19 protein-coding genes are annotated in these 25,480 nt (G+C 67.5%); 4 read left to right on the forward strand and 15 right to left on the reverse strand.

The features are described from left to right. Positions 1-248: 248 nt before the first annotated feature. The 8 genes from D1643_RS04700 to D1643_RS04735 form a co-directional block, all read right to left on the reverse strand. The gene (locus tag D1643_RS04700; protein WP_160709145.1) at positions 249-917 is read right to left on the reverse strand and encodes a hypothetical protein; all 669 of its coding nucleotides are present in this window, start codon (positions 915-917) and stop codon (positions 249-251) included. Positions 918-1,161: 244 nt separating this feature from the next. Beyond that, positions 1,162-2,472, reverse strand: a complete 1,311-nt coding sequence (locus D1643_RS04705; RefSeq protein ID WP_160709147.1) for an MFS transporter — start codon at positions 2,470-2,472, stop codon at positions 1,162-1,164. A gap of 697 nt (positions 2,473-3,169) precedes the next feature. Then, positions 3,170-4,411 (reverse strand): LysR family transcriptional regulator, encoded by a 1,242-nt coding sequence (locus D1643_RS04710; protein WP_160709149.1) that lies wholly within the window; start codon positions 4,409-4,411, stop codon positions 3,170-3,172. Between the two features lie 178 nt (positions 4,412-4,589). After that, positions 4,590-6,002 (reverse strand): SLC13 family permease, encoded by a 1,413-nt coding sequence (locus D1643_RS04715; protein WP_160709151.1) that lies wholly within the window; start codon positions 6,000-6,002, stop codon positions 4,590-4,592. Between the two features lie 114 nt (positions 6,003-6,116). Then, positions 6,117-6,938, reverse strand: a complete 822-nt coding sequence (locus tag D1643_RS04720) for a 4Fe-4S dicluster domain-containing protein (protein ID WP_160709153.1) — start codon at positions 6,936-6,938, stop codon at positions 6,117-6,119. Between the two features lie 3 nt (positions 6,939-6,941). Next, positions 6,942-9,551, reverse strand: a complete 2,610-nt coding sequence (locus D1643_RS04725) for a molybdopterin-dependent oxidoreductase (protein ID WP_160709155.1) — start codon at positions 9,549-9,551, stop codon at positions 6,942-6,944. Positions 9,552-9,809: 258 nt separating this feature from the next. Then, positions 9,810-11,099 (reverse strand): MFS transporter, encoded by a 1,290-nt coding sequence (locus D1643_RS04730; RefSeq protein WP_160709157.1) that lies wholly within the window; start codon positions 11,097-11,099, stop codon positions 9,810-9,812. Between the two features lie 616 nt (positions 11,100-11,715). Continuing rightward, positions 11,716-12,792: a DMT family transporter gene (locus tag D1643_RS04735; protein WP_201750964.1), complete on the reverse strand. Its 1,077-nt coding sequence runs from the start codon at positions 12,790-12,792 to the stop codon at positions 11,716-11,718. Positions 12,793-12,979: 187 nt separating this feature from the next. On the opposite strand from D1643_RS04735, the gene D1643_RS04740 reads away from it, so the two are divergent. After that, positions 12,980-13,630 (forward strand): hypothetical protein, encoded by a 651-nt coding sequence (locus D1643_RS04740; RefSeq protein ID WP_160709159.1) that lies wholly within the window; start codon positions 12,980-12,982, stop codon positions 13,628-13,630. Between the two features lie 621 nt (positions 13,631-14,251). Here D1643_RS04740 and D1643_RS04745 read toward each other — a convergent pair. From D1643_RS04745 to mazG, 6 genes are all read right to left on the reverse strand, one after another. Then, a complete protein-coding gene (locus D1643_RS04745; RefSeq protein ID WP_160709161.1) occupies positions 14,252-15,397 on the reverse strand; it encodes a serine/threonine protein kinase in 1,146 nt (381 codons plus the stop codon). A gap of 323 nt (positions 15,398-15,720) precedes the next feature. Continuing rightward, on the reverse strand, positions 15,721-16,494 hold the full coding sequence (locus tag D1643_RS04750) for an amino acid ABC transporter ATP-binding protein (protein ID WP_160709163.1): 774 nt from the start codon (positions 16,492-16,494) through the stop codon (positions 15,721-15,723). 25 nt (positions 16,495-16,519) lie between these two features. Beyond that, positions 16,520-17,869 carry an amino acid ABC transporter permease gene (locus D1643_RS04755; protein ID WP_201750965.1) on the reverse strand — a complete coding sequence of 450 codons (1,350 nt, stop codon included), beginning with the start codon at positions 17,867-17,869 and terminating at the stop codon, positions 16,520-16,522. A 171-nt stretch (positions 17,870-18,040) separates the two neighbouring features. Next, positions 18,041-18,874 carry an ABC transporter substrate-binding protein gene (locus D1643_RS04760; RefSeq protein WP_160709167.1) on the reverse strand — a complete coding sequence of 278 codons (834 nt, stop codon included), beginning with the start codon at positions 18,872-18,874 and terminating at the stop codon, positions 18,041-18,043. Positions 18,875-19,338: 464 nt separating this feature from the next. Beyond that, positions 19,339-20,463, reverse strand: a complete 1,125-nt coding sequence (locus D1643_RS04765) for an aldo/keto reductase (RefSeq protein ID WP_160709169.1) — start codon at positions 20,461-20,463, stop codon at positions 19,339-19,341. Between the two features lie 171 nt (positions 20,464-20,634). Next, positions 20,635-21,525 (reverse strand): nucleoside triphosphate pyrophosphohydrolase, encoded by an 891-nt coding sequence (mazG, locus tag D1643_RS04770; RefSeq protein WP_160709171.1) that lies wholly within the window; start codon positions 21,523-21,525, stop codon positions 20,635-20,637. Positions 21,526-21,839: 314 nt separating this feature from the next. On the opposite strand from mazG, the gene mihF reads away from it, so the two are divergent. Both mihF and D1643_RS04780 read left to right on the forward strand, forming a co-directional pair. Further along, positions 21,840-22,148 carry an integration host factor, actinobacterial type gene (gene mihF / locus D1643_RS04775; protein ID WP_160709173.1) on the forward strand — a complete coding sequence of 103 codons (309 nt, stop codon included), beginning with the start codon at positions 21,840-21,842 and terminating at the stop codon, positions 22,146-22,148. Between the two features lie 263 nt (positions 22,149-22,411). Continuing rightward, a complete protein-coding gene (locus D1643_RS04780; RefSeq protein WP_160709175.1) occupies positions 22,412-23,374 on the forward strand; it encodes an RNA methyltransferase in 963 nt (320 codons plus the stop codon). A gap of 12 nt (positions 23,375-23,386) precedes the next feature. On the opposite strand, the gene D1643_RS04785 is transcribed toward D1643_RS04780, so the two are convergent. Further along, complete coding sequence (locus D1643_RS04785) at positions 23,387-24,250, reverse strand: DUF2064 domain-containing protein (protein WP_160709177.1); 864 nt, start codon at positions 24,248-24,250, stop codon at positions 23,387-23,389. Between the two features lie 471 nt (positions 24,251-24,721). On the opposite strand from D1643_RS04785, the gene D1643_RS04790 reads away from it, so the two are divergent. After that, complete coding sequence (locus tag D1643_RS04790; RefSeq protein WP_236643376.1) at positions 24,722-25,231, forward strand: hypothetical protein; 510 nt, start codon at positions 24,722-24,724, stop codon at positions 25,229-25,231. The last annotated feature ends 249 nt before the right edge of the window (positions 25,232-25,480 follow it).

Here is a 25,480-nt window from a genome sequence, read left to right on the forward strand (position 1 = left end):
ACTCCGGAGGAATTCCGAAATCAGTCCTTAGCAGCTTAGTCCTTACTAATTCGTCCAAGTTTTGGGACGCAGTTCACAGTACCGGGGCCATTCCATAAGAGCCGCTTGAGAACTTTATTTTGCCGTCTCACTTTTGGGGTCTAGTTCATTCAGTGGGGCCCTCTTTTTTGCGTGCGAGTTGCGCAAGGTGCCGCCCCCGGAGTAGCTCCGGGGGCGGCACCTTGCGCTTTGGCCCTTTATTCATCGCATCAAAGTTTTGGAGCGCAGCTCGGCTCATCCATTGCGAAATGGGTGAGCGACCCCTGGCTCACATACTCCACCTCTTTCTCAAGACGAGATACAAGTTCTTGAGGATCACCGCCAAGAGGCTCATCCCCCGAAAGAAGAACGCCCTCCCCGTTATCTGAAAGCAGCCATTCCCTTGAGCCCGATTCCTCGCTCACCAACAGAAAGAGGCAAGGAAGCTCACCTAGCAGATCGTCACTTCCCTCCGGCAAGTCAACAGTGAACCTCGGGGCGCTCTTCTCTCCCTCACCATCTCCTCCTTTGTCAAAAGAGAGCAGCGCAATGGGGACGCCGTTATTGAATACCGGGAAACTGTCAAAGCCCAGTCGCTGAATGCCTCGCTCGTCCATTTGGTACCACGGCAGGGGATCTCCAATTGAGAAATCATCGACCGGAGAAGCGGAGGATGCGACTCCAACTCCCCACAGGGGATCTTCTTCGCGCTGATTGCGTATTACCCACTTCGCAAGAGATACGGCAGGATCTTCATCAGAAGACTGATCACCCGAAGACAAGTCAGCAGAATAGATGTCCTTGGCCTCAGGAGATGAAGTCTGGCACCCCTCTAGAGAGAGCGCGCCAATCAGGCCCAGGCAACAAACAACGCAGCAAACCAGGAACTTCTTCGGCATGGAAACCAGCTCCTCCCGTCCGTTGCCAGGCAAAGCGCCCGCGCTCATTGCGATGGTCGCCTCTCAACATAGCGGGTTGGGAGCCAGTGCGTCAATGGCGGCGAGACAGCCTCGCTGCCGCAAAGCCCTCCCAAGGGACGAGAAGACCGCATGCCTGACAGGCGCCTTCAGACGTAAGCGCCCCATAAAACGCGAGGCGGGGGCCAGATGGCCCCCGCCTCGCATCACGCGTAAACGAAGCGCCCTAGATCTCGTCCAGGTGCTTGTGGGAGTTCTCGTGGGACAGCGCCATGGCCACGAGCGCCACGAGGGCCACGGCCACCATGTACCAGGCCGGCGACATGGTGGAGCCGGTCACGGCGATGAGCCACGTGCTGATCATGGGCGCCGTGCCGCCGAAGATGGCGTTGGCCAGGTTGAACGACAGCGCGAAGCCGGTGTAGCGCATCTCAGTGGGGAACGTCTCGGTCAGGTACGACGACAGCGTGCCGTCGTTGAGCGTGAGGATGAAGCACAGCGCCAGCTCCGCCAGCAGCACGAGCCCGAACTGCGCCGTGTTGAGGATCATGAACGCCGGCACCGTCAGCAGCACGAACAGCACGCAGGCCGTGACGAGCATCTTCTTGCGGCCGAAGCGGTCGGACATCTTGCCTGAGATGAAGATGAACGCCACGTACACCACGAGCGCGATGTTGGTGGCCATCTGCGCCTCGCCGGTGGGCATGCCCACCGCGGTCTCAAGGTAGGTAGGCAGGTAGGTGAGCACCGCGTAGAACCCGACGGCATTGAGCGTGCAGGCGCCGAACGAGATGATGAGCTCACGCAGGTGCCCCCGGAACAGGTCGCGGACGGGATGGGGCGTGTCGCCCTCCTCGCCGGAGACGACTTCCTGCATGGCCTGGTAGGTGGGCGAGTCCTCCAGCTTGGTACGGATGTAGTGGGCGATGAAGCCGAGCGGGCCGGCCAGGAGGAACGGGATGCGCCAGCCCCAGCCGAGCACAGCCTCCTGCGACAGCAGCGCGGTGGTGGCAAAGGCCAGCGCCGAGGCCGCCAGCAGGCCCACGGCCGTGGACGCCGGCACGAGCGAGCAGTACAGACCGCGCTTCTTGGTGGGCGCGTACTCCGCCAGGAACGTGGCCGCGCCAGCGTACTCGCCAGCCGCCGAGAAGCCCTGGATCATGCGGAGCAGCAGCAGGAGCAGCGGCGCGCCGAAGCCGATGGCCGCGTAGGTGGGCAAGCAGCCGATGAGGAACGTGGCACCTGACATGAGGAAGATGGACACCGACAGCGTCCACTTGCGCCCCTTCTTATCGCCCATGGAGCCCCAGAACAGGGCGCCGATGGGACGCATGACGAAGGAGATGGCGAACACCGCGAACGTGCCGATGAGGTCGGCGGTGTCGGGGTCGTCGGCCGAGAACAGGACGGCCGAGATGATGACGGCGTAGTACGCGTAGGATCCGTAGTCGAACCACTCGATGAAGTTCCCGAGGAACGACGAGAGCGCGACCTTCTTGACGATGCCGCTCTCCGGAGCGGCGGTGGCTTGGCTCATAGCTTCTCCCAACCAACGAGGACGCGCCGAAGCCGGGCGTCGGCGAACCCGCGGACAGTTACGCCTCGAGTGAAGGACAAGAGAGCCAACTAACCAGTCTACGGGTCGGTGCCGCGTGCCACCGCGCCGCAGATGCCTTGCCTTGCCGCCCGTGGCGGTGCATCCAGCGCATCGACCTGCTGACTACTTGTTAACGAACGTGCCCCTCCCCCGAGGGCCGGCTCTAGCATACCGCACCTGGAGGACACGCGCCCCGGAAATTAACCCAACGGCATTCGTGTGCCCTGCGCAGGAGGGCGGCGGGCTGGACGCCCTCCGCGAACCTCGGCAGCCGCCCTCCCGACGCTCGAACGTGGAGCGAGCGACGTTGCGCGCAGATCGGCCCGGCAAAAGTGGCCAAAAATGACGACCTGACGACGGCTGAACGCCTGCGCATCGCAGATCGCCGCGCAAAACCCCAGGTCGCGGTTATCCCTGGGGAACAAATCGCCCTCATGCCGTGAAATACGCGCCCTCTTTTGTCGTCAGGTCGTCATTTTTGGCCACTTTTGCGGACGAAGCCAGCGCGGGGGGGGACGGGGGGCGGGACAGGGGGCGCACCGAGTAGTGGGGGCGCACCGGGACGCGGACTCCCCCGAGGACGCAGCCGCCTCCAGGGCGCAGGCCGCCCCCGGGGCGCGAAACAGGCGCGAGCGCGTCAGCCGACGTCCTCCCCCGCCGCCAGGACGATGAGCTCCTTCTGGGAGTGGATGCCGAGCTTCTTGTAGATGCGGTAGATGTGACTCTTGGCCGTGGGCACCGACACGCACAGGCGCTCGGCCACCGGCTCGGCGGTCAACCCGTCGGCGAGCAGGCGGAACACGTCACGCTCGCGCGGCGAGAGGTCGTAGGTGGCCGCCAGCACGCTCAGCCGATGCTCGTCGCAGCCGCGCTGCTCCCCGTCGGCAAGCTGCATCAGCGTGAGGTCGCTCGCGATGAGGGTGAGGTAGGGCGAGTCCGCAAACCGCGAGTAGTAGGCGTTGAGCCGCGCGAGCACGCTGCGGATATAGGGGCTCTCCCACACTTCGCGCCGGGCGGCAAAGCCCACCTCCAGGTAGTAGGGCTCCTTGAGCGGCACCATGACGGTGGCGTCGCGCTCCATCCCCGCCGCGTCCACCAGCACGTGGAAGGCGGGCACGAAGGTGATGCCCTCGTTGTTGGCCACCACGCGGAAGCGGAAGGCGCTGTCGCTCGTCACCATGCGGATGGCCTGCTCGCCAAAGAGCCGCTCGGCCACACGGCGCACATCGCCATCAGACGAGACGATGGGCTGCGAGAGCACATCGGCCCGGCTGAGCGCCTTCTTCCGCGCGAGGGGCGAGCGACTCGACACGAGCGCCGAGTCGAAGGAGTGCAGGTACGGCTGGTAGACGAAGCCGTTGGCCCGCAGGCGCTCCACGAGCTCCTCGTTGCGCTGGTCGTCGGTGCTGAACAGGCACAGCAGCCCCAGGTTGACGCTCTGCCCGTCGTCGGCCCGCGCGATGAGGTTGTCCACCACGCCGGCGTTGTCGCACTGGAGGTAGCGCGCGTTGGCGAAGATGCCCTCGAAGCTGTCGGTAAGGGGACTGAACAGCGCCGCGTCGAAGGCAATGTTGTTGAGGAACACGTTGATGGGCAGCTCGGAGGCCTGAACGGTGCGCTCGCGCAAGGCGGCCACCTTCTCGGTCATGCGCTGCTGGAGGGCGAGCATCTCCCGCGCGTCGCCGAGCAGCGCCTCACCGCAGGAGGTGAGCGTCAGGCGGTTGGGGGTACGCTTGAACAGCTCGCACCCCAACTCGGTCTCGAGCACCGAGAGCGAGCGGCTCATCCCCTGGTAGGTGATGTAGTTGCGCTGGGCCGCCGCCGCGATGGATCCCAGCTCGGCTATATCCACGAAGTGTCGCAGGTAGCTCGTCCTCATACCGCCCATCCTTCCCCACAAAGAGCCGCGCCCAAGGCGAGGGTACCACCTTGGGCGCGAACGGCAAAGCATCGGCAGGACACCGCAAGCGGGGCGCGGCGCGAGCGCGAGCCGGATCTGCGGGCAGATCCGCCCGCCACGCGGTCGGCCGACCGCGCCCCGCGCGCCCCAGCAGGCCCTAGGCCAGGCCCAGCAGCAGGCAGGTGGCGGGCGTGAGCGTCACCGTGACGATGACGAGGGCCACGCTGGGCGCCCAGCCCACCTTCAGCATGTCGCCGAACGAGAAGTACTTGCGGCTGCTCGCGTAGGACAGCAGCGGCACGCCGTCGAGCGGCAGCATGAACGCGATGGCCGACCACCACGCCACCATGGCGCACACCGCCGCCAAGTTGCCGCCCATGGAGACGACGATGGTGGCGAAGGGCACGGCGATGAGCCCGGCGCAGGCAGGGCCGGCGGGAATGACGTTGTGCAGCAGGCAGGCGATCACCGACAGGGCCACCATGGTCACCACGAGCGGCCATGCGGTCATGGGCGCCATGATGACGGCCACCACCCACTCGATGGCGCCGGTGACGACAAGCCCGGCCACGAGCACGTTCACGGCCATCATCAGCAGCATCATGCCCCAGGGACTGTCCGCCAGAAAGTCGTCGAACTGGATGGCGTCCACGCCGGGGAAGAACATGAGGCCGAGCGCCACCAGGCTCACCACGGTGGTGTTGAGCACGGGGATCCACGACCCGGCCACCCACACGGCCAGCGTGCCGAGCATCACGATGACGCCGGCCACCTCGGTGCGCGGCATGGCCGGCAGCTCGTCGGCCTGGCGGATGCCGGCGTCCACCGCCTGCTGCGAGAGCGCCTCAGGCTTGAAGATGCGCGTGAGCGCGAGCCAGCCCACCGGCACGAGGATGATGGTCGCGGGAATGCCGAGGGCCATCCACTGCACGAAGCTGATCTGCAGGCCGAAGCTCTGCTCGAGCAGGCTCAGGGTGAGTACGTTGATGATGCAGCCGGCGGGCGTCATCATGCCGCCGATGGCCGCGGCCCACGGAATGCCGATAGCCAGGCACTTCGCGAACGGCGACTTGCGGCCGAGGGGCGTGTCGTTGGCGTCGAGCACGCCATAGGCGATGGGCAGCATCACGGCGCACAGGGGCAGGTTGTCCATGAGCGACGAGATGAGCGCCGTCACCGCCATGAAGCCCAGCAGCACGCGCGACGAGTTCGTCCCCGCCCAGCGCAGGATCATCCCCGTGAGCCGGGTGGCGATGGACGAGCGCCCGATGAAGCAGGCGAACGCGAAGCAGCACAGGTAGAAGATGATGGCGTTGTTGATGGAGGCCGCCCACGCCTCGTCGGGCGTGAGCACGCCCAGCAGGGGCAAGAGCCCCACCATGGCCCAGCCGGTGATGGCGATGGGCATGACCTCGGTCACCCAGAACACGATGGCCACGAGGAATACGACGAGCGCCGTAAGCGCCGACGACGTAAGGCCGGCCGGCGCCGGGGCCAGGTAGGCCGCCGCGATGGCCGCCAGGCCGATGAGCGTGATGCCCAGGCGCAGCGGCATGCTCTTCTGCTTCATAGATACAGCTCCTTCCGGGGCCGCGCCGCGCGCCGCCCCCACGTGGCCCGCGCGCGGGGCGCGGGCCCTCCATCCCCTGAGGCGCGCCTCACGCGCCCCGCAGGGCCGTCCGTCCTAGACGTCGGCCCGCACCACCAGCACATCGTCGAACACCACGTCGTGCTCCGTGCAGTCGGCCTCCAATTCCACGGGCACGTAGCCGTCTGCCTCAATGGACACGCGGTAGCGCGCCTCGGCCAGGCCCTCGTAGGAGAAGTCGCCGAACTCGTCGGTGGCCAGCTCGGCCGCCACGGCGCCCCCCTCATCACGGACGGTCACGCGCGCGCCGATGACCACCTCGTTCACCGAGCGGTCGGCCACGGCACCCGCCACGAAGCGGCGGGGCTTGTGCAGGTAGCGCACGTGCGAGCCCAGATCCGCCAGCTCATCGGCCGGCTCGGCGGCGGCCAGCTCGGCCGCGGCCTCCTCGGCGTCGACGTAGCGCAGGGCGCCGGTGGCGCAGGCGTCCACGCAGCGCGGCTCCGTCCAGCCGTCGTCGAGCAGGTGGGCGCAGCCGGTGCACTTCTGCGGGGTCTCCAGCTCCTCGTTCCAGTAGACGAGCCCCAGCGGGCACGCCTCGGCGATGGCCCGCTGGCCGCGCGCCTTCTCCGGGTCGATGACCACGAGCCCGTCCTCGCGCCGATAGGCGGCGCCGTCCGTGGCCGCGGCCAGGCACGGCGCGTCGTCGCACATGCCGCAGAACACCGGCGTGTAGGCCACCTTCACCACGGGCACGCGCCCGCGCTCGCGCTGGTCCACCCGGCACCAGAACTGGCCGGTGGTGGGCTGGGGCGCCGCGATGGGGCGCCAGTCGTTTCCGCAGTGCTCGTCCTTGCAGGCCAGCTGGCAGTTGAAGCAGCCGTTGCAGCGGTCGAGGTCAACCAGGATGGTCTTCATGTCCTACTCCTCCCCTTCCAGGTAATCGCGCACGTCGCCGCCGGCGCCGCCGCGGTTGGCGCCGCGGGCGAACTGCTCGGGATAGCGCCGCGCCAGCTCGAAGACGTCCACCTTCTCCACGCCGGCCAGATACCCGCTCGTCACCTCGCCGCTCGCGTTGCGCGAGGTAGTGGCCGTGGGGCAGATGAGGTTGATGTCGCCGCCGCGGTCGAGGCCGCCGATGCCCGGCACGATGAGGTCGCTGTTGGCGCCGTGGTCCATGTACACCACGCTCGGGCGCACGCGCTCGGTCACCCGCACGCCGCCGAGCACGCCGCCGCGCTCGTTGAACACGCGTACCACGTCCCCGCTCTCGATGCCGAGGCGCGCGGCATCCGCGGGGTTGAGCCACACGGGCTCGTAGGCGTAGCCGTCGGGGCCCATCACCTTGCACGTCTCGATCTCGCGGAACCACTCCACGTCGTCGAACTCGGCGTGGACGCGCCAACGCGGGTGGTTGGACTCCACGAGGAAGGGGTAGGCCTGCGCGCGCTCGCTCGACAGGCGGTCATCGTGGCCGTCGCCCGCCTCGATCCAGTGGGCCACCGGCCCGCGGAGGGCGTCGTCGGGGAAGTGCTCGGCCAGCCCCGTGGCATAGAACTCGATCTTGCCCGTGGGGGTGGACAGCGGGAACGCCTCCGGGTTCTCGTAGAAGCCCGACAGGCCCACGCGCTGCTGCTCCCAGCCCTCTACGGTGGGGATCAGCTGGTACTTGCGCTCCTTGAACGCCTCCCAGTCGCGCTCGGCCTCGGGGATGCCGCAGGCCTCGTAGCCCTCGCGCACCTGCTGCTCGGTATCCTTCCCCTCGGTCAGGCGCTGCCACAGGTTCTCGTAGACGCCGCCGTAGGACTCGAGCGCCCGCGCCACCGACTGCACCGCCTCCCAGTCGGTGCGGGCCTCGCCCACCGGCTCGATGGCCTGCTCCTCGTAGATGACGGCGTTCCACTGGCCCGAGTCGGCGTCGGTGCCGAAGTCGGCCGACTCGAACTTGGTGGTGATGGGCAGCACGATATCGGCGAAGCGGGCATCGTCCTCAAACCAGGGCGCCTGCACCACGTAGCACTCCAGGTTCTCGCTGCGCAGGGCGTCGAGGTACTCGTTGCCACCGTTTAGACTGGTGGAGAACGCGGGGTTGTCCGACCAGAGCATCTTCACCGGCGCGTTGTCGCCCACGGGAAACTCCAGCTCGATGAACTGGTCGGGACGGTCGTTGGCGGCGGTGCCGTGACCGTACCAGGAAAGCCGCTCACCACGCAGCGCCTTGTGGACGTGGCACTTGGCGATGGTGTGGTCGGGGTTGGAGCCGATCACCCAGCCGTTGAAGCAGGCCGCCGTGGACGGCGCCACCTTCGACGGCGGCAGCGGGCTGCACGACGCCATGCCGAACAGCGTCCACTCGATGAACTTGATGGTGGTGCGGCCCGGCATGCCGATGCCCTGCATCGCCATGAGGTACACCTCCAGGCGCGCCGGCTCCGTGGCAAACGCGCTGCGGATGAATGAGCCGCCGTTGCAGTGGGCGATGGACACGTTGTGCTTGGCCCAGTAACGCGCCAAGGCCTTGATCTTGTAGGCGGGGATGCCGCAGATAGGCTCGGCCCACTCCGGCGTCTTGGCCACGCCGTCCTCGTTGCCGAGCACGTAGTACTCGAACCAGTCGAAGCCGATGGCGTGGGTCTCCAGGTACTCCTTCTCATAGGTGCCCTCGGTCATCCACACGTACGCGATGGCCAGCTGCAGGGCCGCGTCGGTGTTGGGCAGCACGGGCAGCCACTTGTCGGCATGCACCACCGCGGTGTAGTTGCAGTCGGGCGCGATGGCGATATGCTTCACGCCGCAGTCGTCGAACCAGTACGCCAGGCGGCTGGCCAGCTGGCCGCCCCAGGCCGACGTGTTGGTCTCCAGGTCGCAGCCCCAGTAGAGCATTGCGTCGCAGTTCTGCGCGATGTCCTGGGCGGTGTTGGTGGAAAAGGTGTTCTGCCCCACCGGATCCATGCCCCAGGCGTGCTTGGCGCCCCAGTACCAGCCCTCCCAGCTGTCGGGGTTGCGCGCCTGCACCGTGTAGCCGCCGCACAGGTCGAGCAAGCGCGTCTGGCAGCCATGGCAGCAGTGGACGGCCTTGCTCTCGCCATGGCCGTCGGCCTGGCAGAGGATGGAGTAGGGGCCGTATTCCTCGTGCACGCGGCGAATCTCGGCCGCGATGAGGCGGCAGGCCTCGTCCCAGCTGATGCGCACGTACTTGCTCGTGCCGCGGTTCTGCGGGTTGCGCTCGCCCTCCGGGTCCCAGTCCACGCGGCGCATCGGGAACGGCACGCGGTTGCGCGAGTAGGTGCGCCGCTTGTAGGTGAGGGGGAAGTTGGGCGTGGGCGTCTTCATCCCCGGCTCGAACGTAATGCCGTTACGGCCGGTCAGACGCCAGTAGTTGAGCTCCTCCTCCGTATAGTCGCCATCGAAGCGCATCGGGCGGATGCGTACCAGCTTGCCGTCGAGCACGTCGGCCGCCACCATGTTGGCGCCGCCGCCGCAGGCCTCCAGGCCCAGGTTGTGCACGACGGTTCTGTCCTTGGTCCTCATGGGTCTCCTCTCTTCGCACCTGTCGGACTTTCTCGGGCGCCTCCAGCCCGCAGGCCGGGGCCACTGCCACTTTTTTCCTCTGAGATGGCAGTAATCGGCAGTTTGGTACGCTTTTCGACGGCCCTGGCGGCTGCTTGAGCGTCTCGCCGGCTTCCTAGCTTTCGCCGACCTGGGGTTTTGCGCGGCACCACACGCGCTTAGGCGCAACCAGGCGTACCAAACTGCCGATTACTGCCAAAATGGCGCCGAAACCTGGCTCTAACCGCGTTCCTCCTCGGCGCGCACCTGGGCCACGGCCCGGTCGGACTTCACGAACACGGCCACCAGCACCGCGGCGAGCACCGCCATCGGGGCCAGGATGACCTGGGCGTTGACCTGATAGCCGAGCTGCGTCACGAGCGGCGACACCACATAGCCGCCCACCACCTGCGCAAGCCCCGTGGCAAACGCCATAGTGGCCAGCACCAGGTCGGTCTTGCGCGGCTCAGGAACGAGCACCGGCGCGATGGCACGGGTGCCGGTGGGCACGAGGGCACCCGCCAGGCCCATGAGGACGCAGCCCGCCCAAGGGCCGATCATGTCGGCGCCGGGGGTGTAGAAGAAGAACGCCACGCTCACGGCCACGATCAGGTAGCCCACGACCACCATGGCCTTGCGGAATCGGTAGCGGTCGGCCAAGATGCCGAAGACGATGCCGAGCGGAATGGTGATGATGGCCGTCCAGTTGGGCAGCATGGAGGAGTCGAACACGCCGAGGCCCTTCACGTTCTGCAGGAACGTCGGGTAGAGCGTGTTGATGTTGGCCACGTACACGTACACCCACACGAAGAACACGGCGCACACCATGAAGCCGGCCAGCAGGAAGTTGCGTCCGGGCGCGCGGCGGCGCGACGGGTCGCCGGCCACCAGCTCGTTCTCGGGCACAGCGGGCATCTTGCAGCTGACGAGCAGCCACAGGATGGCCACGGCCTCCATCACGAGCGACACGTACCAGATAGGCTGCCACGAGAACGCCACGTTGACGCCGCCGGCCGCGTCGTAGATGAGCGGCGCCGAGAAGAACGCGATGACCACGCCCATCGGCGTCCACTGCGACCAGATGCCCATGGCCGCCCCCTGGTTGCGCAGCGGGAACAGGCGCGGCATGATGTTGGGCCCGATAACGCATACCAGGCCGTAGGCAACGCCTTCGAGCGTGCGACCCACCAGGAACACCGGTGCGGTAGTGGCCACGGCGCACACCGCCGATCCGATGAGCTGGATGCAGGCCGTTGCCACGATGGACGACTTCACCCCGCAGCGCTGCATCACCCACATCCCCGGATAGGCCAAGAGCATGCCCGCGATGGAGAACACGCCCATGATCTGGCTGAGCATGTCAACGGGTATGCCCAGGTCGATGCCGATGTACTGGATGGCGGGCGCCACCTTGAACTGGTTGAACGTGGCTGTGAAGCCCAAGAAGAACAGCGCGGAGAAGCAGAGCCACCGCTGCGCGGGAGTGAGCTGGCCCGCTTGAACACCGAACTTCGACACGGAAAGCGTCATGAGATCCCCTATCTCCCGTCGCCGTCGAATACGGGGCCAGTGTGCCAAACGCGCCGGCCAGGGCACCAGAAGCGGGGCCTTGCAGGGGATTGAACGAAACGTTGAGACTCATACGCAACAAGCGAGCCGCCCGGAGGCGTGGCACGTGAGGCCGTCGGTATTTCCGCAGATGGCGCATGGAGGTACCGTCGATGGGCCCTCCTGGCAGGCAGGGGCGAAATCATACCGCGGGCAAGGCTCGCAGAGCAGGGAGGCTTTGCTGGCTTGCGCGAATCTGACGCGGAAAATGACCAAAAACGACGACCTGACGACGGCAGGGAGGCGAATCTCGCGGCGGGGGAACGTTTTGCCTCATGCGTGAAAATCGTGACCTGGGGTTTTGCGCGAAAACCCGCGATGCGCGAGCGCGCGAGTGTCGTCAGGTCGTCGTTTTTGGCCATGTTTCAGGCGAGACCAGCGCGAGGGGGGCCGCAGACGGCGGGAGAGGCGGAGGGGGGGGCACACGCGGGGGGGGCGAGGGCCGAAGCGGGGGCGCGCAGGGCGGGAGCAGGGGGCACCCGAGGCAGGGAGCGCGCGGGGCGGGCGGTACCTAGCGAGGACGCCGACGCCGGACGCGCTAGGCGCCTCGGGGATCGAAGTCGAGGTCGAGTTCCGCCTCGGCGGGCGCCGGTGTCGATGCCGGCGCGACAGCGGCATCGGGCTGGGCGGCCGGCGCGCGCAGGACGCTCAGCGCAGGCAGGGCGCCCCCGGCGATGATGAGCGCGCCGCCGACCAGCGTGGCGGCCGACAGCGGCTCGGCGAACACGAGCGCACTTGCCGCCAGCGACACGACGCACTCCCAGTACGAGATGGTGGCGTACTCCACAGCGGGCAAGTTGCGCCCCGCCACGAGCAAGCAGCCCATGCCCACCGGCCCGCAGATCACCCACAGCGCCACGGCGAAGGCCCAGTTGACCGGCGCCAGCGCCACCTCGCCCAGGGGCCACGCGCCGGTCATCGCCACGGCCACGGCCAGCGAGCCTGCGCTGGCGAACAGGAAATTCCACACGCCCCGCACCGTGGAGTCGCAGTCCTTTCGATAGCCGTTGCAGAACAACGATACCCCGTAGAGCACGCCCGAGAGCAGGCCCATGGCGTTACCGAGTCCCTGGAGCGGATATCCCTCGGAGGCTGCGCCGAGGAGCGACCCCACCGTCAGGCCCGCCTCATCGAAGCTCACGAGCCCCGAGGTCAGCAGCATGCCGACGAACACGGCCCCCAAGCACATGCCCTGAAAGCGGCTGATGGGTTCCTTGCGGAACACGCGTGCGAGCAGCGTGCAGAACAGCGGGCCCGTGTAGATGAGAAACACCGCGTTGGCGAGCGTGGTCAGCAGCGCCGCCACCATGTAGAAGGCGAAGGAGACGCCCGACAGCAGACCGCCCAGCGCGATGGCAGGCGTGAGCCGCGTGCGGCGGAAGAGCCCGCCCTTGCCCGTGGCCAGCAGCAGCGCGACGAACAGGGCGAGCCCCATCACCATACGCCCCACAGTCATGAAGGCGCCGACGGACTCGCCGCCCACCAGCTCGGCGCCGAAGAAGTCGACGCGCGTGGCACCACGCGTGAGCAGGCCCGACAGGCCCATGCCCGTCGTGGCCACCAGCACCGCGGCCACGCCGAGGCGCCGGTTCATCTGGTAGTCGTCGTTCGCCACCGCGCGTCCTTCCCTCAAGATCAGCCCCGCCATTGTACACGGGCCAAGCCCTCGGGAACATGGGGCAGCGCTCATTCTCCTTTGCCGGGCGCGATGCGCGACCACCACGAGCGCCGCCCGCCGTCGCTCGTGGAATAAGGCTGTGGAGGATTGATGGCCGACCCAGGCGCGGGGGTACACTGGAGCCATGAAATCCACTGATATGAACAAGCGGGCCGACCAGGCCCCGACCTCCTGCGCGCTCGATTCGGCGAGCGCGTCTCGCCCCGTCGCCTCCCGCGAGCGTCGCTACGGTTACCTCGACTGCCTGCGAGGCGCCGTCCCCGCTCCCAAGGACGGTCCCGGCGGCGCCCTCTTCCTGCTGCTTATGGTAGGCGGCATGGTCACCATCATGACCACCTTCAACGGGGTGCGCCATAGCGGGATCTCCTTTTTCCTCACCTCGCATTGGCTCTATCCGCTCTCCTACTGCATCGCGGTGGCGCTCAAGCTGGGCTTCGCCAACCGCGTCGCGGGCTTCATAGCCGGGCGCTGGATTCGCCCGCATCTTCGCGGAGCGGCCCTCAACGTCGCCATGGCCGCGCTGAACGTGAGCATCATGGCGCCGCTCATGTGCGCCGTCGTCACGCTGCTGCTGCAAGGCCCCGACGGAGCGCTGGCCGTCATCGCCGCCGAGGCTCCCCTCTCCGTGGCCGTGGCCATCGCGGTGAACCTGCTGGTAGTGGGCCCCACCGTGCGCCTGCTGTATCACAACGTCATCCTGCCGGCCACCGGCGTGCGCCTCGTGGGCATCGTCCAGCGGGCCGCCACCACCTGGGCCGGCATCTTCACCGGGTAGGGCCTCGCGGGGCAGCGCGCAAGCCGGAGCGGGCCGCCCGCGGCAGGCGAATCCTGGCTCTCGCACTGATGCGGGAGGCGTCGGCTGGATCGCCGGCGGGGCCCCGGCACGCCCGCGCCCGCCGGGCTTGGCGGCCTGATGCCCCGCCTCGCGCCCCACATCCATCGCCCCCCGCCTCCGTCGGCGCTCGCCGAGGTCGCCAGGCTCGCCCCCGACAGACGGCCACCGTCCCGCCGCGCCCATCGCCTCGCGCCCGCGCCAGCCGCACGCGCGAACGTGCCCAATGCCGCCGAAACTGTGCAGAATCGACGACTTTGCGACAAACGCGGGGGATTTCAGCGGCCCTTTCGGCGCGTTTTCGTTGCGGGAAGAGTCAGGACTCCCGTTGACCTGGTGATTTGCGGGGCCTGCCTAGGGTGTTGCCGGTGAGTGTGTCGCAAAGTCGTCGATTTTGCACAGTTTCACGCGAACTCGCTCGGCCGCCACACCCCGCCCCACGCCCCAACCGCCCCCCTCACCCCCCGCGAGGGCACAAAAAAAGGGACCCGCTCTCTCAAGCGGGCCCCTTCGTCCAGATCAGCGCTGAGGCGTAAGCATCCCGGCGCCTTTGCGAGCTGCGGCCTAGGACCACATCTCCGGGCGCACGAGCGTCGGGTCGGGGACGCGGTTCGGGAAGTAGTCCTCGCACTCGCCCTCGCGGTAGACGTCTGCGGTGGAGCAGTGCAGGCCGCCGCCGAACGGGTAGGCGTCGCGCAGGTCGCAAGGGATGACGTTCATGCCCAGCTTGTCCATCTGCTCCTGCTGGTACACCTCGGAAGCCTCCACGATGACCGTCTTCGGGTCGAGCACCAGGCAGTTCATGGACAGCCACACGCTCGAGTAGCACAGCGCCGGCGGCTCGGTGTGGGCCGGCTGCGCAGCCTCGACGATCTGCCAGTCGTTGGCCTCGAAGATGGCGCGCTGCTCCTCGGGCAGGGGACGCACCGGGTTATTGATGATCAGGCCCGGGCGCAGCGGCACGAAGGTGGCGTCGATATGGATGGGATACGGATCGCCGGGGAAGTTCACGGCGTGAACGCGCAGATCGGGGTAGTAGCGCTGGAACCAGTCCATGGCGGAGCGGTTGGTGGTCAGGCCGTGCTGGATGAACAGGTCCTTGCCCATGCGCATCACGTCGGCGGCATCCCACATGGGCTCCACCTCGGTGGTGACGAAGTCCTTGTTGGCCGTGCGAACGAGGCGCTCCTCCAGGGAGATCTTCTCGTCGTAGTAGTTGTGCTTGTAGGACTTGTCGGTCAGGCGCGGGCGGGGGGCCTGGGTCCACTTGAACGCCGGATCCTCCTCGAAGTACTGCTCCATGAGCGGCCAGTAGGCCAGGTACTCGAAGTAGCGGCAGCGGAAGGAGTTGGCAGCGGCCATGATCTCGTTGCCCACAGTCAGCAGGATGTCGCGCGGGGGCATGCAGGTCATCATGGAGTCGTTGCGGAAGTCCGGCGTGCCGATGGCCTGGTTCCACTGCAGCGGGGTGGGACGGTCGACGATGACGCCGTGATCCTCGAGGATCTTCACGAGGTTCTCGAGGCACTCGTTGCCGCGCTCGACGGTCTCGAGCGGGCGGAGGCCCCACATGCCGCGCATCTCGGAATCAACGGGCACCTTCTCGGAGGTGGCGGGCTCCTCCGGCGGAATGACGGAGTTGTCGCAGCGGCCGACGATGACGCGCTTCAGCGGATCCCAGTCGTTCCACGAGCTGACGATTTTCGTCATGAAAATCTCCTTTCGTTATTACGTGCAGTGACGTTATACCACCTTTTGGTAACAGGCGCATTAACTAAGTATGACGAAGTTGACCTTGCCGATGGGAAAACCGCAGACCAGCGAAGGAGGACGGACGCGCGACGCGGCCGCGCGGCCGCCGGAGCGCAGGCGGAGCCGCGTGCACGACGGCCGCCCTCGGCGCACTCGGGAGAGGAGAAGGAGCGAAGGCTGCCGCGACGCGGCCGCACGCCGACACAAGAAGGCCCCGCGAGCCAACTGCCCGCGGGGCCCGGCAGCGGGCCGGAGCGAACGCCCGCGCCAGCACCGATCCCCTACGCGATATGGCCGAGGAAGTCCTTCGTGCGGTCGGACTGGGGGTGGTCGAAGACCTCCTCCGGCGTGCCCTCCTCCACGATGACGCCGCCGTCCATGAAGATGACGCGGTCGGCCACCTCGCGGGCGAAGCCCATCTCGTGGGTGACCACGATCATGGTCATGCCGCCGCGGGCGAGCTCCTTCATGACGCCCAGCACATCACGCACGAGCTCAGGATCGAGCGCGCTCGTGGCCTCGTCGAACAGCATCACATGCGGGCTCATGGCCAAGGCGCGCGCGATGGCCACGCGCTGCTGCTGGCCGCCGGAGAGCTCCGCCGGCTTGTAGTCGATGCGCTCGCCCAGGCCCACCTTGGTCAGCTCCTCCACGGCGATGCGCTCGGCCTCCTCCTTGGAGCGGCCGAGCACCTTGCGCTGGGCCAGCATGACGTTGCCCTTGGCCGTGAGGTGCGGGAACAGGTTGAAGCTCTGGAACACCATGCCCAGCTGGGCGCGTACTTTATTAATGTCGGTCTTCTTGCCCGTGATCTCGGCGTCCTCGAAGAAGATGCGCCCGTCGGTGGGCGTCTCCAGCAGGTTGATGCAACGCAGCATGGTGGACTTGCCCGAGCCGGACGGCCCGAGGATGACCACCACCTCGCCGCGATACACCTCCAGGTTGACGTTACGCAGCACGATGTTGTCGTCGAAGGCCTTCTTGAGCCCCTCGATGCGCACGACGGGCTCGTCATAGTTCACGTGGCTGCCGGCGGCGCCGGTCTTCTCGTCCATGAGGTCCTCCTTGGGGGCTCGGGGCCTAGCGGCCAGCGTCGGGGGCATCGTTCTTGATCACCGGCTGCGAGGTCAGCGCGTCGGTGACGTAAGCCGTGACACCCGCGGAGTCCGTCCCTTGCAGCGGCCGAGCCGCGCCGGCGCCGCCTTGGCGCTTGCGTCGCCGACCGCCGCCGGCAAGACGCGCCTCCAGGCGGCCCACCACCTTCGCCAGCGGCAGGGTGATCACCAGGTAGAAGCACGCAGCCACGATGTAGGGCGTGATGGAGCCGGTGGAGGCCACGATGGTCTTGGCGTACATGACCACCTCCATGACGCCCACGGCGGCCAGCATCGAGGTATCCTTGTACAGCAGGATGAACTCGCTGGTCATGGTGGGAATCACACGCCGCACCGTCTGGGGGATGATGACGAAGATCATCGTCTGCGCGGCGTTCATGCCGAGCGAGCGCGCCGCCTCGTTCTGCCCCGCCGGGATGGACTGGATGCCGGCGCGGAAGATCTCGCAGAGGTAGGCGGCGGAGTTCATGGCCAGCACGATGACGCCCAGGGGGAACTTGTCGATGCTGAGGCCGGCCAGCGGCAGCCCGAAGAAGGCGATGTAGATCTGCAGGAACAACGGCGTGCCGCGCACCACGTTCACGTAGAGCGACGCTAAGCCGCGCAGCACCCGCAGCTTAGCCATGCGCATGAGGGAGAGGCACAGGCCCAGCGGGATGGCCAGAGGGAAGGCGATGGCCACGATGGCCACCGCCATCAGGAAGCCCTGGAACACGATGGGAAAGCTGTCCACGATGATGACGGGATTCAGGAACATGCGCAGGAAGCGATTCGAGTTCCAGGCCTGCACCCATTCCTGATCGGAGAGCCACGAGGTGATCTGGCCGGTGGTGGACACGCCGGTGACAGTCAGGGGCTGGATGTCCTCCACCGGCAGCGTGGTTCCGTCCTCCAAGGCGTAGCTGCCGTTGAGGGCCATCTCGCCACCCGCCACCGGGAAGAACACGCCGTAGATCTCCACCCGGAGGTAGCCGCCGGCTTGGGCCGGCTCGTCCAGCGTGGCGGTGAAGGTCTCGCCATCAAGGGAATAGTCGGCGTCCAAGAAGCCCAGGCGCTGGCTCTGGTCGGCGGTGAGCAGCGTGATGCGCGCCTTGCCGGTAGTGTCGTCGTTGAAGGTAGTGCCCCGGGGGAAGACGATGGAGAGCCCGGTGATGGCCTCGTCGGCAGCAGCCTGGCCCTCCCAGGTCACCCGCGTCTCCGTGCCGCCGTAGACCTCGGATCCGGTGGAGCCGTTGGGGCGCGCCGTGCACTTGGCGGTGTCGAGGGCCAGCGCCGAGGCCGGAACCAGCGCCAGCAGCATCATCGCTGCCAGCACGACCGACGCCAAGCGACCAAGGGCCCGTAAAGCAGAGCCGGAGAATACTGGGGGGAAGCAGGGAGTCTTGTTCATAGCCTAACCTCAAAAACGGGTCTTGGACGGGAAAGACCCTCCGGAGCCGATGGGCACCGGAGGGCCTTGAAACCTAGCGATGTCTGCAGGCGAGAATTAGAACCACTTGTCCTGCAGCTGATCGATGGTGCCGTTCTCCTGGAGCTTCTTGATGGCGGCGTCGAGCGCCTTGGTGAGCTCCGGGTTGTCCTTCGAGACCACGGCGGCGTACTCCTCGCCGGTAGCGATCTCGAGCACCATGTGGGCATCCGGGTACGCGTCGGCCAGCATGCGCTTCACCACCGCGAGGTTGGTGCACACGGCCGTGGCCTGGCCGGACTGCATGGCAGCGAAGCAGTCAGTGCCGTTGCCGTAGGGCTGAACCGTGGCGTTGGGGAAGTTCTCCTGAACGTAGGCCTCACCCGTGGTGCCGGACTGAACCGCGATGATGACGCCCTCCTGGTTCAGGGCCTGGGCGGCGTTGTCGCTGGTGATCTCGGTGTTGCTGTTCATGACGGCCACGGCCTGGTCGTCAATGTAGAACGTCTCGGTGAAGTCGATCTGCTGGGCGCGCTCGGGGTCAACCGAGAAGCCGGAAACGCCCACGTCGCCCTGGCCGCCAGCCTGGATGGCCGGGATGATACCATCGAACTGCAGCGGCTGGATCTCCAGCTTCAAGCCCATCTCATCGGCGATGGCGTTGAACAGGTCAACCTCGTAGCCGACGATCTCGCCGTTCTCCAGGTTCTCGAACGGCGGGTAATCCGGCGAGCTCAGGATGGTCAGCGTGCCCTCCTTCATGAGGGTCATCTCGGCCGGCGCCTCGGTCTTGGGCTCCTCAGCCTTCTTGTCCTCGGCCGGCTTGGCGTCGCCGCCGGAGCAGCCGAACAGACCCAGGGCGGCCACCATCGCGGCGCTGACCGCGAGCACGCCCCACTTCTTCATCTTCATCAGGTTTCCCCTTTCCTCTTATGCGCTCCAACACGCTAAAGCAGTGATTCGCTCATTATGGTGTTTCCGGGCACCCTTATCAAACAACTATCGTGTTTCGGGCGTGTTTACGGATTAGCGGGCGGGCGGCGAGGCCGTAGAGGCGTCGCAGGCAGGACGTTCCTCCGCGGTCAGATCGGGCCCACGAAAGCCGATCGCGGGAGGCGCAGCCACTTTTCATCCCGAAAATGGCACAGAACGGCAGTTTGGTACGGCACGGCAGCCCGCTGGACGACCAAAGGCAGCCCCGATGCGGCCTGCGCGCGGCAAAACCCCAGGTCGCGCGTTTCGAGCCGACGCTCGCCGGCTCCACCGGGGCGGCGCAACCGTACCAAACTGCCGTTTTGTGCCATCTTTCCGGGAAAACGTGGCTGTGGGGTTAGCGCGGGAGCCGGGAGCCGGGAGCCGGGAGCCGGGAGCCCAGGCTACTCGAACTTCCCGGCCGCCACCTCAAGCTGGTGGATGATGTCGATCTGCTGCGGGCACATGGCCTCGCAGGCGCCGCAGCCGATGCACGACGATGCGCGGCCAGCCTCGGTGCGCCAACCGTAGGTGGCCTTGGCGAAGGCCGGATTGCGCGTCATGGCCTCCAAGTTGAGCATCTCCATCACATCGGGGATCATCACGTGGGCCGGACACCCCTCCACGCAGTAGCCGCAGCCGGTGCAGGGGACGACGGCGAGGGCGCGAATAGCCTCGACAGCACGTCCGAGCGTACCACGCTCATCGGCCGAGAGCGGCCGGCGAGCGCGATAGGAGGCCGTGTTCTGCTCCACCTGCTCAAGGGTGGACATGCCCGAGAGCACAGTGATGACGTTGGGCAAGTCCCAGCAGAACCGGTAGGCCCACTCAGCCTGGGTGATGGCAGGGTGGCCCTCCGCGAGGATGGCGGCCGCCTCCTCGGGCAGCTCGCAGAGGCGCCCGCCCCGGCAGGGCTCCATGATGACGACGGGCACGCCGTGGCTATCGGCCACCTCCATGAGGCGGCGGGCCTGGGCGTGGGGGTCGTCCCAATCGAGGTAGTTCACCTGCAGCTGCACGAAGTCCATGGCGGGGTGGGCCGTCAGCAGCTCGTCGAGGGCCTCGGGGCCGTCGTGGAGCGAGAACCCGATGTTGCGGACGAGCCCCTGCTCCTTAGCGCGCTGCGCGAACTCCCACATGCCGTACTCGTCGAACGTGGCCGTGCGCGTGCTGCCCAGGTTGTGCAGAAGGAAGAAGTCGAGGTAGGCAACGCCCAGCCGCTCAAGCGACGTGGCCAGCGTGGCATGGGCGGCCTCCTTGGTGGGCAGAAACGCAGCCGGGCACTTGGTGGCCACGGTAAACGACTCGCGGGGATAGCGCTCGACCAGCGCCTGGCGCACCGCTGCCTCCGAGGCGCCGCCATGGTAGAGGAAGGCGGTGTCGAAGTAGGTGTTGCCAGCCTCCATGAACACGTCGACCATGGCCTTGAACTGGTCGATGTCGATAGAGGTGGGATCGGCGGGATCGATGAGGGGCAGGCGCATGCAGCCGAAGCCCATCTTGGAAATGGATGCCAGGTCTTCTCTCATGGGATTCCTCGTCTCTCGAAATGGCAAACGCCGGAGCGCGTTGTCTCCCATGGTAATAGTTGGAGTCGGCTTTAAGTCAAGCGCGAGATGCCGTGTCAGGCCCGAGAGCCCCGGCCGCAAAGCTCAGCATCGGGCTCGGGGCGCAATGCCATCCGCAGGGGCAGGACGCCCCTACTCGGCCGGGTCGAGCAGCTTGGCGGCGGCCCAGAGCTCCTCCAGCTCGGCGGCGGAGAGATCTTCGACGCGTTGCCCCTGCCCCCAGGCGGCGCCTTCCATGAAGGCCCAGCGGCGGCGGAACTTCACGCAGGTGGCGCGCAGCGCGCCCTCGGCGTCGACGCCCATCTTGCGCGCCACGTTCACGAGCGAGAACAGCACGTCGCCCAACTCCAGCTCCACTGCCGCGGCTGCGGCGGGATCGGCCTCGACGAGCACCTTGCCGTCAGCGGACTTCGGCGCGGCGGCATAGGCGGCACGCAGCTCGGCCTCCTCCTCGGCCACTTTCTCCCACACCTCGTCGACCGTCGGCCACTCGAAGCCCGCAGCCGCGGCCTTGCGCGACACCTTCTGGGCCTGCATGAGCGCGGGAAAGCTGGCGGGCACGCCGTCGAGCAGGCCGGCTGGCTCCACGTCAGCAGGCGCGTCGGCCGCGGCGGCCTCCCGCTCGGCCAGCTTCACCGAGTCCCACAGGTCAAGCACCTCGTTGGCGTCAGCCGCAGCCGCGTCGCCGAAGACATGGGGGTGGCGGCGGATCATCTTCTCGTTCACGTCACGGCACACGTCCGCGATGTCAAACTCGCCCGCGTCGGCGGCTATCTGCGACTGGAGCACCACCTGGAGCAGCACGTCGCCCAGCTCCTCGCGCAGGTGCGCCACATCGCCCGCCTCGATGGCGTCCACGGCCTCGTAGGCCTCCTCTATCATGTTGTGCGCGATGGACTGGTGCGTCTGCTCGCGATCCCAGGGGCAGCCGTCGGGGGCGCGCAGGGCCTCGATGGTGGCCGCGAAGGCATCGAAGTCGGGGTGGGGGCGCGGCGTGATGTCCGCGACCTTCTTCTGGGTCATGGCAGGCCTTCCTGACAGGCGCGCCCGGGGCGCGCGAATGGAGCTTGGGACGGCTCGATTATACCGCCGAGGCCCCTCCTCCGATTCGTTACCCCGCCCCCACAATTTCTCCCACCAGGCCTTCTTCCTTGGCGCCGAAGGCCCGTTTTCTCCCCCGCACGGGCTGAAAAACCTGCTCCGACCGCTTATTTCGCAAAAAAGACGTGCAAACGCGGCCCACTTCAACTAACATCTGTAGCCGCTTGTTTTATTGGCCAAGTTTGCGCGCACTTCAGAAACGTAGCGCGCAGAGAACGAGAGAAGAGAGTTACAACATGGCTGCACCTACCATGACTCCCGAGCAGCGCGCCGCTGCCCTGGAGAAGGCCCGCATCGTCCGCGCCGAGCGTTCCGAGCTCACCAAGAAGCTCTCCATGGGTCTCATGACCCCCAAGGAGGTCCTCGACATGAGCGACAAGCCGGTCGTCGGCCGCATGAAGGTCAAGGCTTTCGTCAGCGCCCTGCCCGGCTACGGCAAGGTCAAGACCGAGAAGCTCATGGAGGAGCTGGGCATCCCCGCCGACCGTCGCATCCAGGGCCTGGGCTCCAACCAGATGAAGGCCCTCATCGACGCCCTGGCCTAAGGGCTGCTCTCAGCCGCACGGCTCTTGAGCACGAAGGCGCGCATCCTCCGGGGTGCGCGCTTTTTTTCGTTCCGTTTTTGGACATTTGCTTCGAAATTCCGAGGTGGCGGACAGGTCGGTCGCAGGGTTTCCGGCATTTGCCCAGGTCGATTTCGACCGCGACGGCAGCCTGGCAGGAAAAGCCTCCCTTTTACGACGGCTTACCTCGGAATTTCGAAGCAAATGTCCAAAATCTCGCCAAACCCTTGCAGAAAGGCCCCACCATGTCCCTCGAATACGTGAGCTCCCTGGACGACCCGCGCCTCGACGCCTTCGCGCGCCTGACCGACACGCAGCTGCGCAGCCGCATCGAGCCCGAGCGGGCGCAGCTCATCGCCGAGTCCGGCAAGGTGATCGAGCGGGCGTTGGCCGGCGGCCTCACGCCGGTGTCGCTGCTCATGGAGGAGAAGTGGCTCGAGCCCCTGGCGCCGGTCATCGCTGCTGCAGAGGCCGTCACGCCCGAACTGCCCGTGTTCGTGGCGCCCCGCGAGGAGCTGACGCGGCTGACCGGGTTCGAGCTGACCCGCGGGGCCCTCGGCTGCTTCCGCCGCCCCGCGCTGCCCACCGTGGCCGAGGCTGTGGCCGGCGCGCGCCTGGTGGCCGTGCTGGAGAACATCACCAACCACACCAACGTGGGGGCCATCTTCCGATCGGCCGCGGCGCTCGGCGTGGACGCGGTGCTGGTGAGCCCCGCCTGCTACGACCCCTTCTACCGCCGCGCCGTGCGTGTGTCCATGGGCACGGTGTTCCAGATTCCCTGGACACGCATCGGCGAGGACGTGCGCGACTGGGCGGCCGAGGGCGTGCCTCTGCTGCACGAGCTGGGGTTCACGACGGCGGCGATGGCGCTTTCGGACGACTCGATCACCCTCGACGAGCTGGCCGCGCTGACGGGGCGGCCGTCGCGGGCGGGCGCGGCCGCGGCGAGGAGCGCGACACACGAAGGGGCCGCGGGCGCGAGCGCGGCGACGAGCGACGGCGAACCGGCGGGGGCACCCGCCCTCGGCGCGTCCGCCGAGCCGCAACCGCAGCCGCTCGCGCTCGTGTTCGGCACCGAGGGCGACGGCCTGGCGGAGGCCACCCTGTCCCGCTGCGACCACACGGTGCGCATCCCCATGGACCACGGCGTGGACTCCCTCAACGTGGCCGCCGCCAGCGCCGTGGCCTTCTATGCGCTGCGGGGGTAGCGCCCCCGCTCCCTACTTGTCGATCTCGTCGCGCGGGTCGAAGAGGTCGTTGGGCGGGACGCGCACTTCGTCCCAGCCCATCTGACGCAGGGCGTCGGCGGTGCGCCAGGGCGGCGTGTTGCCGTCGAAGGCGGCCGTGTAGTTGAGCGCCTCCACCACGGTGACCGCGTGCATGAGGTCGCCCATGGTGTCCACGTCGGGGATGGGGGGCAGGTAGCGCGCCGGCAGCCCGGCCTCGCGCGCCTTGGCGATATAGGCGGGCAGCACGGTCAGGCCATCGCGGTTGTAGTAGACGCCCGTGTGGTCGAAGTCGGTATCGTGGGTCCAGCCGATGACCGACACGCCCATGGCCTGGTCGGGCGCGAGCACGATGCCGCCGCCGGGCACGGCGTCCAGCGCGTGAAGCCCGTCGAAGCCGGCCGCGACGTCCATTGCCGTGAGCGCCGGCATGTCGGCGCCCATGGACAGGATGCAGTCGGCCCCGCGCTCCCACGCCTGCTGGAAGGCGTGATTATAGTGCTCGTCGAAGCTGGCGCCCTCGTCGGCGATGAACGTGAGCGGCCGGGGCCACTCCCCCGCGTCGGAGAACAGCTTCTCCATGGCCTCTACGTTGGCCGCCGGCGCCGTGGAGATGACCAGGTCGTAGGTATCGCGGATCTCCTCGCCCGTGGCGGCGTCCACCGCCGGCGGGCGCGCCTCGAGCGCGGTGAAAGCGCCACAGATGATCTCCACTACGTCGAACAGCATGCAGTGGTAGAGCGCCGACGCCACGTCCGGCTGGAACACGCCATCCTTCAGCACCGTCAGGCGCGTCTTCACCTTGCCGGCCTCCGGCAGCTTGCTGAACAGCAGCACCGTGTTCCTACGCTCCCTCATGGGGCCTCCCCTCTCGTGCGCGGTGCGCGGCGCCCGACGGCGCCACGGCAGCATTCTCGCTCGCCATGCTAACACCAAACCCCCGCACCCAGCAGGCAACCGTCGGACGCGGGCAAAACCTGAGCGCAAAGTGGCCAAAAATGACGACCTGACGACAAAGGCACCGCAACGACGCAAAGGCGACGCTCCAAAACCCCAGGTCACGGAGAGCCGCCCCGCAGAGCCTCGAACGAAAAAGGCTCCAGCAGGGCAGAAAAGGCGCCGAAAACGTCGTCAGGTCGTCATTTTTGGCCACTTTGCCTGAGCGGAAGCGCGCAGGGGCAGAATCGGACGGAAAAAGACCGCTCGCCCAGGATGCTCGCGAGGCGGGGGGCGCGACGACCGGCCCGGCAACGGATTGGCGGCGATGGAGCGGGGCGGAACGCGGGCGTGCTAGCATCGGGGAAAGACACGAGAGCGCGAGGAGGCGGCATGGCGAAGATCAGCGCGAGCGCAAACCCCGCCCGAACCGCTGCCTGGCGGACGGGCGGCACCGCGGCCCCCACGCGCTCGGACGCGGGCGTCCGGGCCGCCATCTGGGCCTGTCGCGCCGCCTTCGCGCTCGTGTTCGCCGTCAACGTGCACTGCGCGCTATCGTTTGCCGTCGACCCTGCCTCGTACGCCGGCGGCTTTGAGCTGACCGGCGTGGCGGGCGAGGCGGCTACGCGCGGCATGGGCGTGGCCTTCCTCATGTGGAACTGCACCTACCCGCTGGTCATCTGGCGGCCGGCCCGCCATCGCGCGCTGGCCGGCGTGGTGCTGGCCCAGCAGGTTGTCGGGCTCGCCGGAGAGACGGCCATCCTGGCCGGACTGCCCGCAGACCACGCCGCCCTGGCCGGCGGCATCATGCGGTTCGTCGCCTTCGACGGCTTCGGCCTGGCCGTCATGGCCGGCGCCTTCGCCTGGCTGCTCCTGGCCGAGCGCCGCTGCCGTGAGCGCTGAGCGTCGCGTCCCCCGTCCCCGTCTGCGGGAGGCGCGCCGACGAAGCCGGTGCTCGCCGCGCTCCCGGCGCCCGCAACGCCTGCAGCCGTGGACTGGCGCCACCGGCGCCCGCGCCGCATCCGAGACCATCGTCTCGCGCGGATCGCGCGCGACGGGCGAGACGCGGGGACATCGCGACGAGGGCGGGGGCCGACCACGCGCCCCGCGCCAGCCACGCCGACCCGGCACGGCGGACGCGAGCGCTGCCGC

Source organism: Enterorhabdus sp. P55 (assembly GCF_009911695.1).
Lineage (GTDB): Bacteria > Actinomycetota > Coriobacteriia > Coriobacteriales > Eggerthellaceae > Enterorhabdus.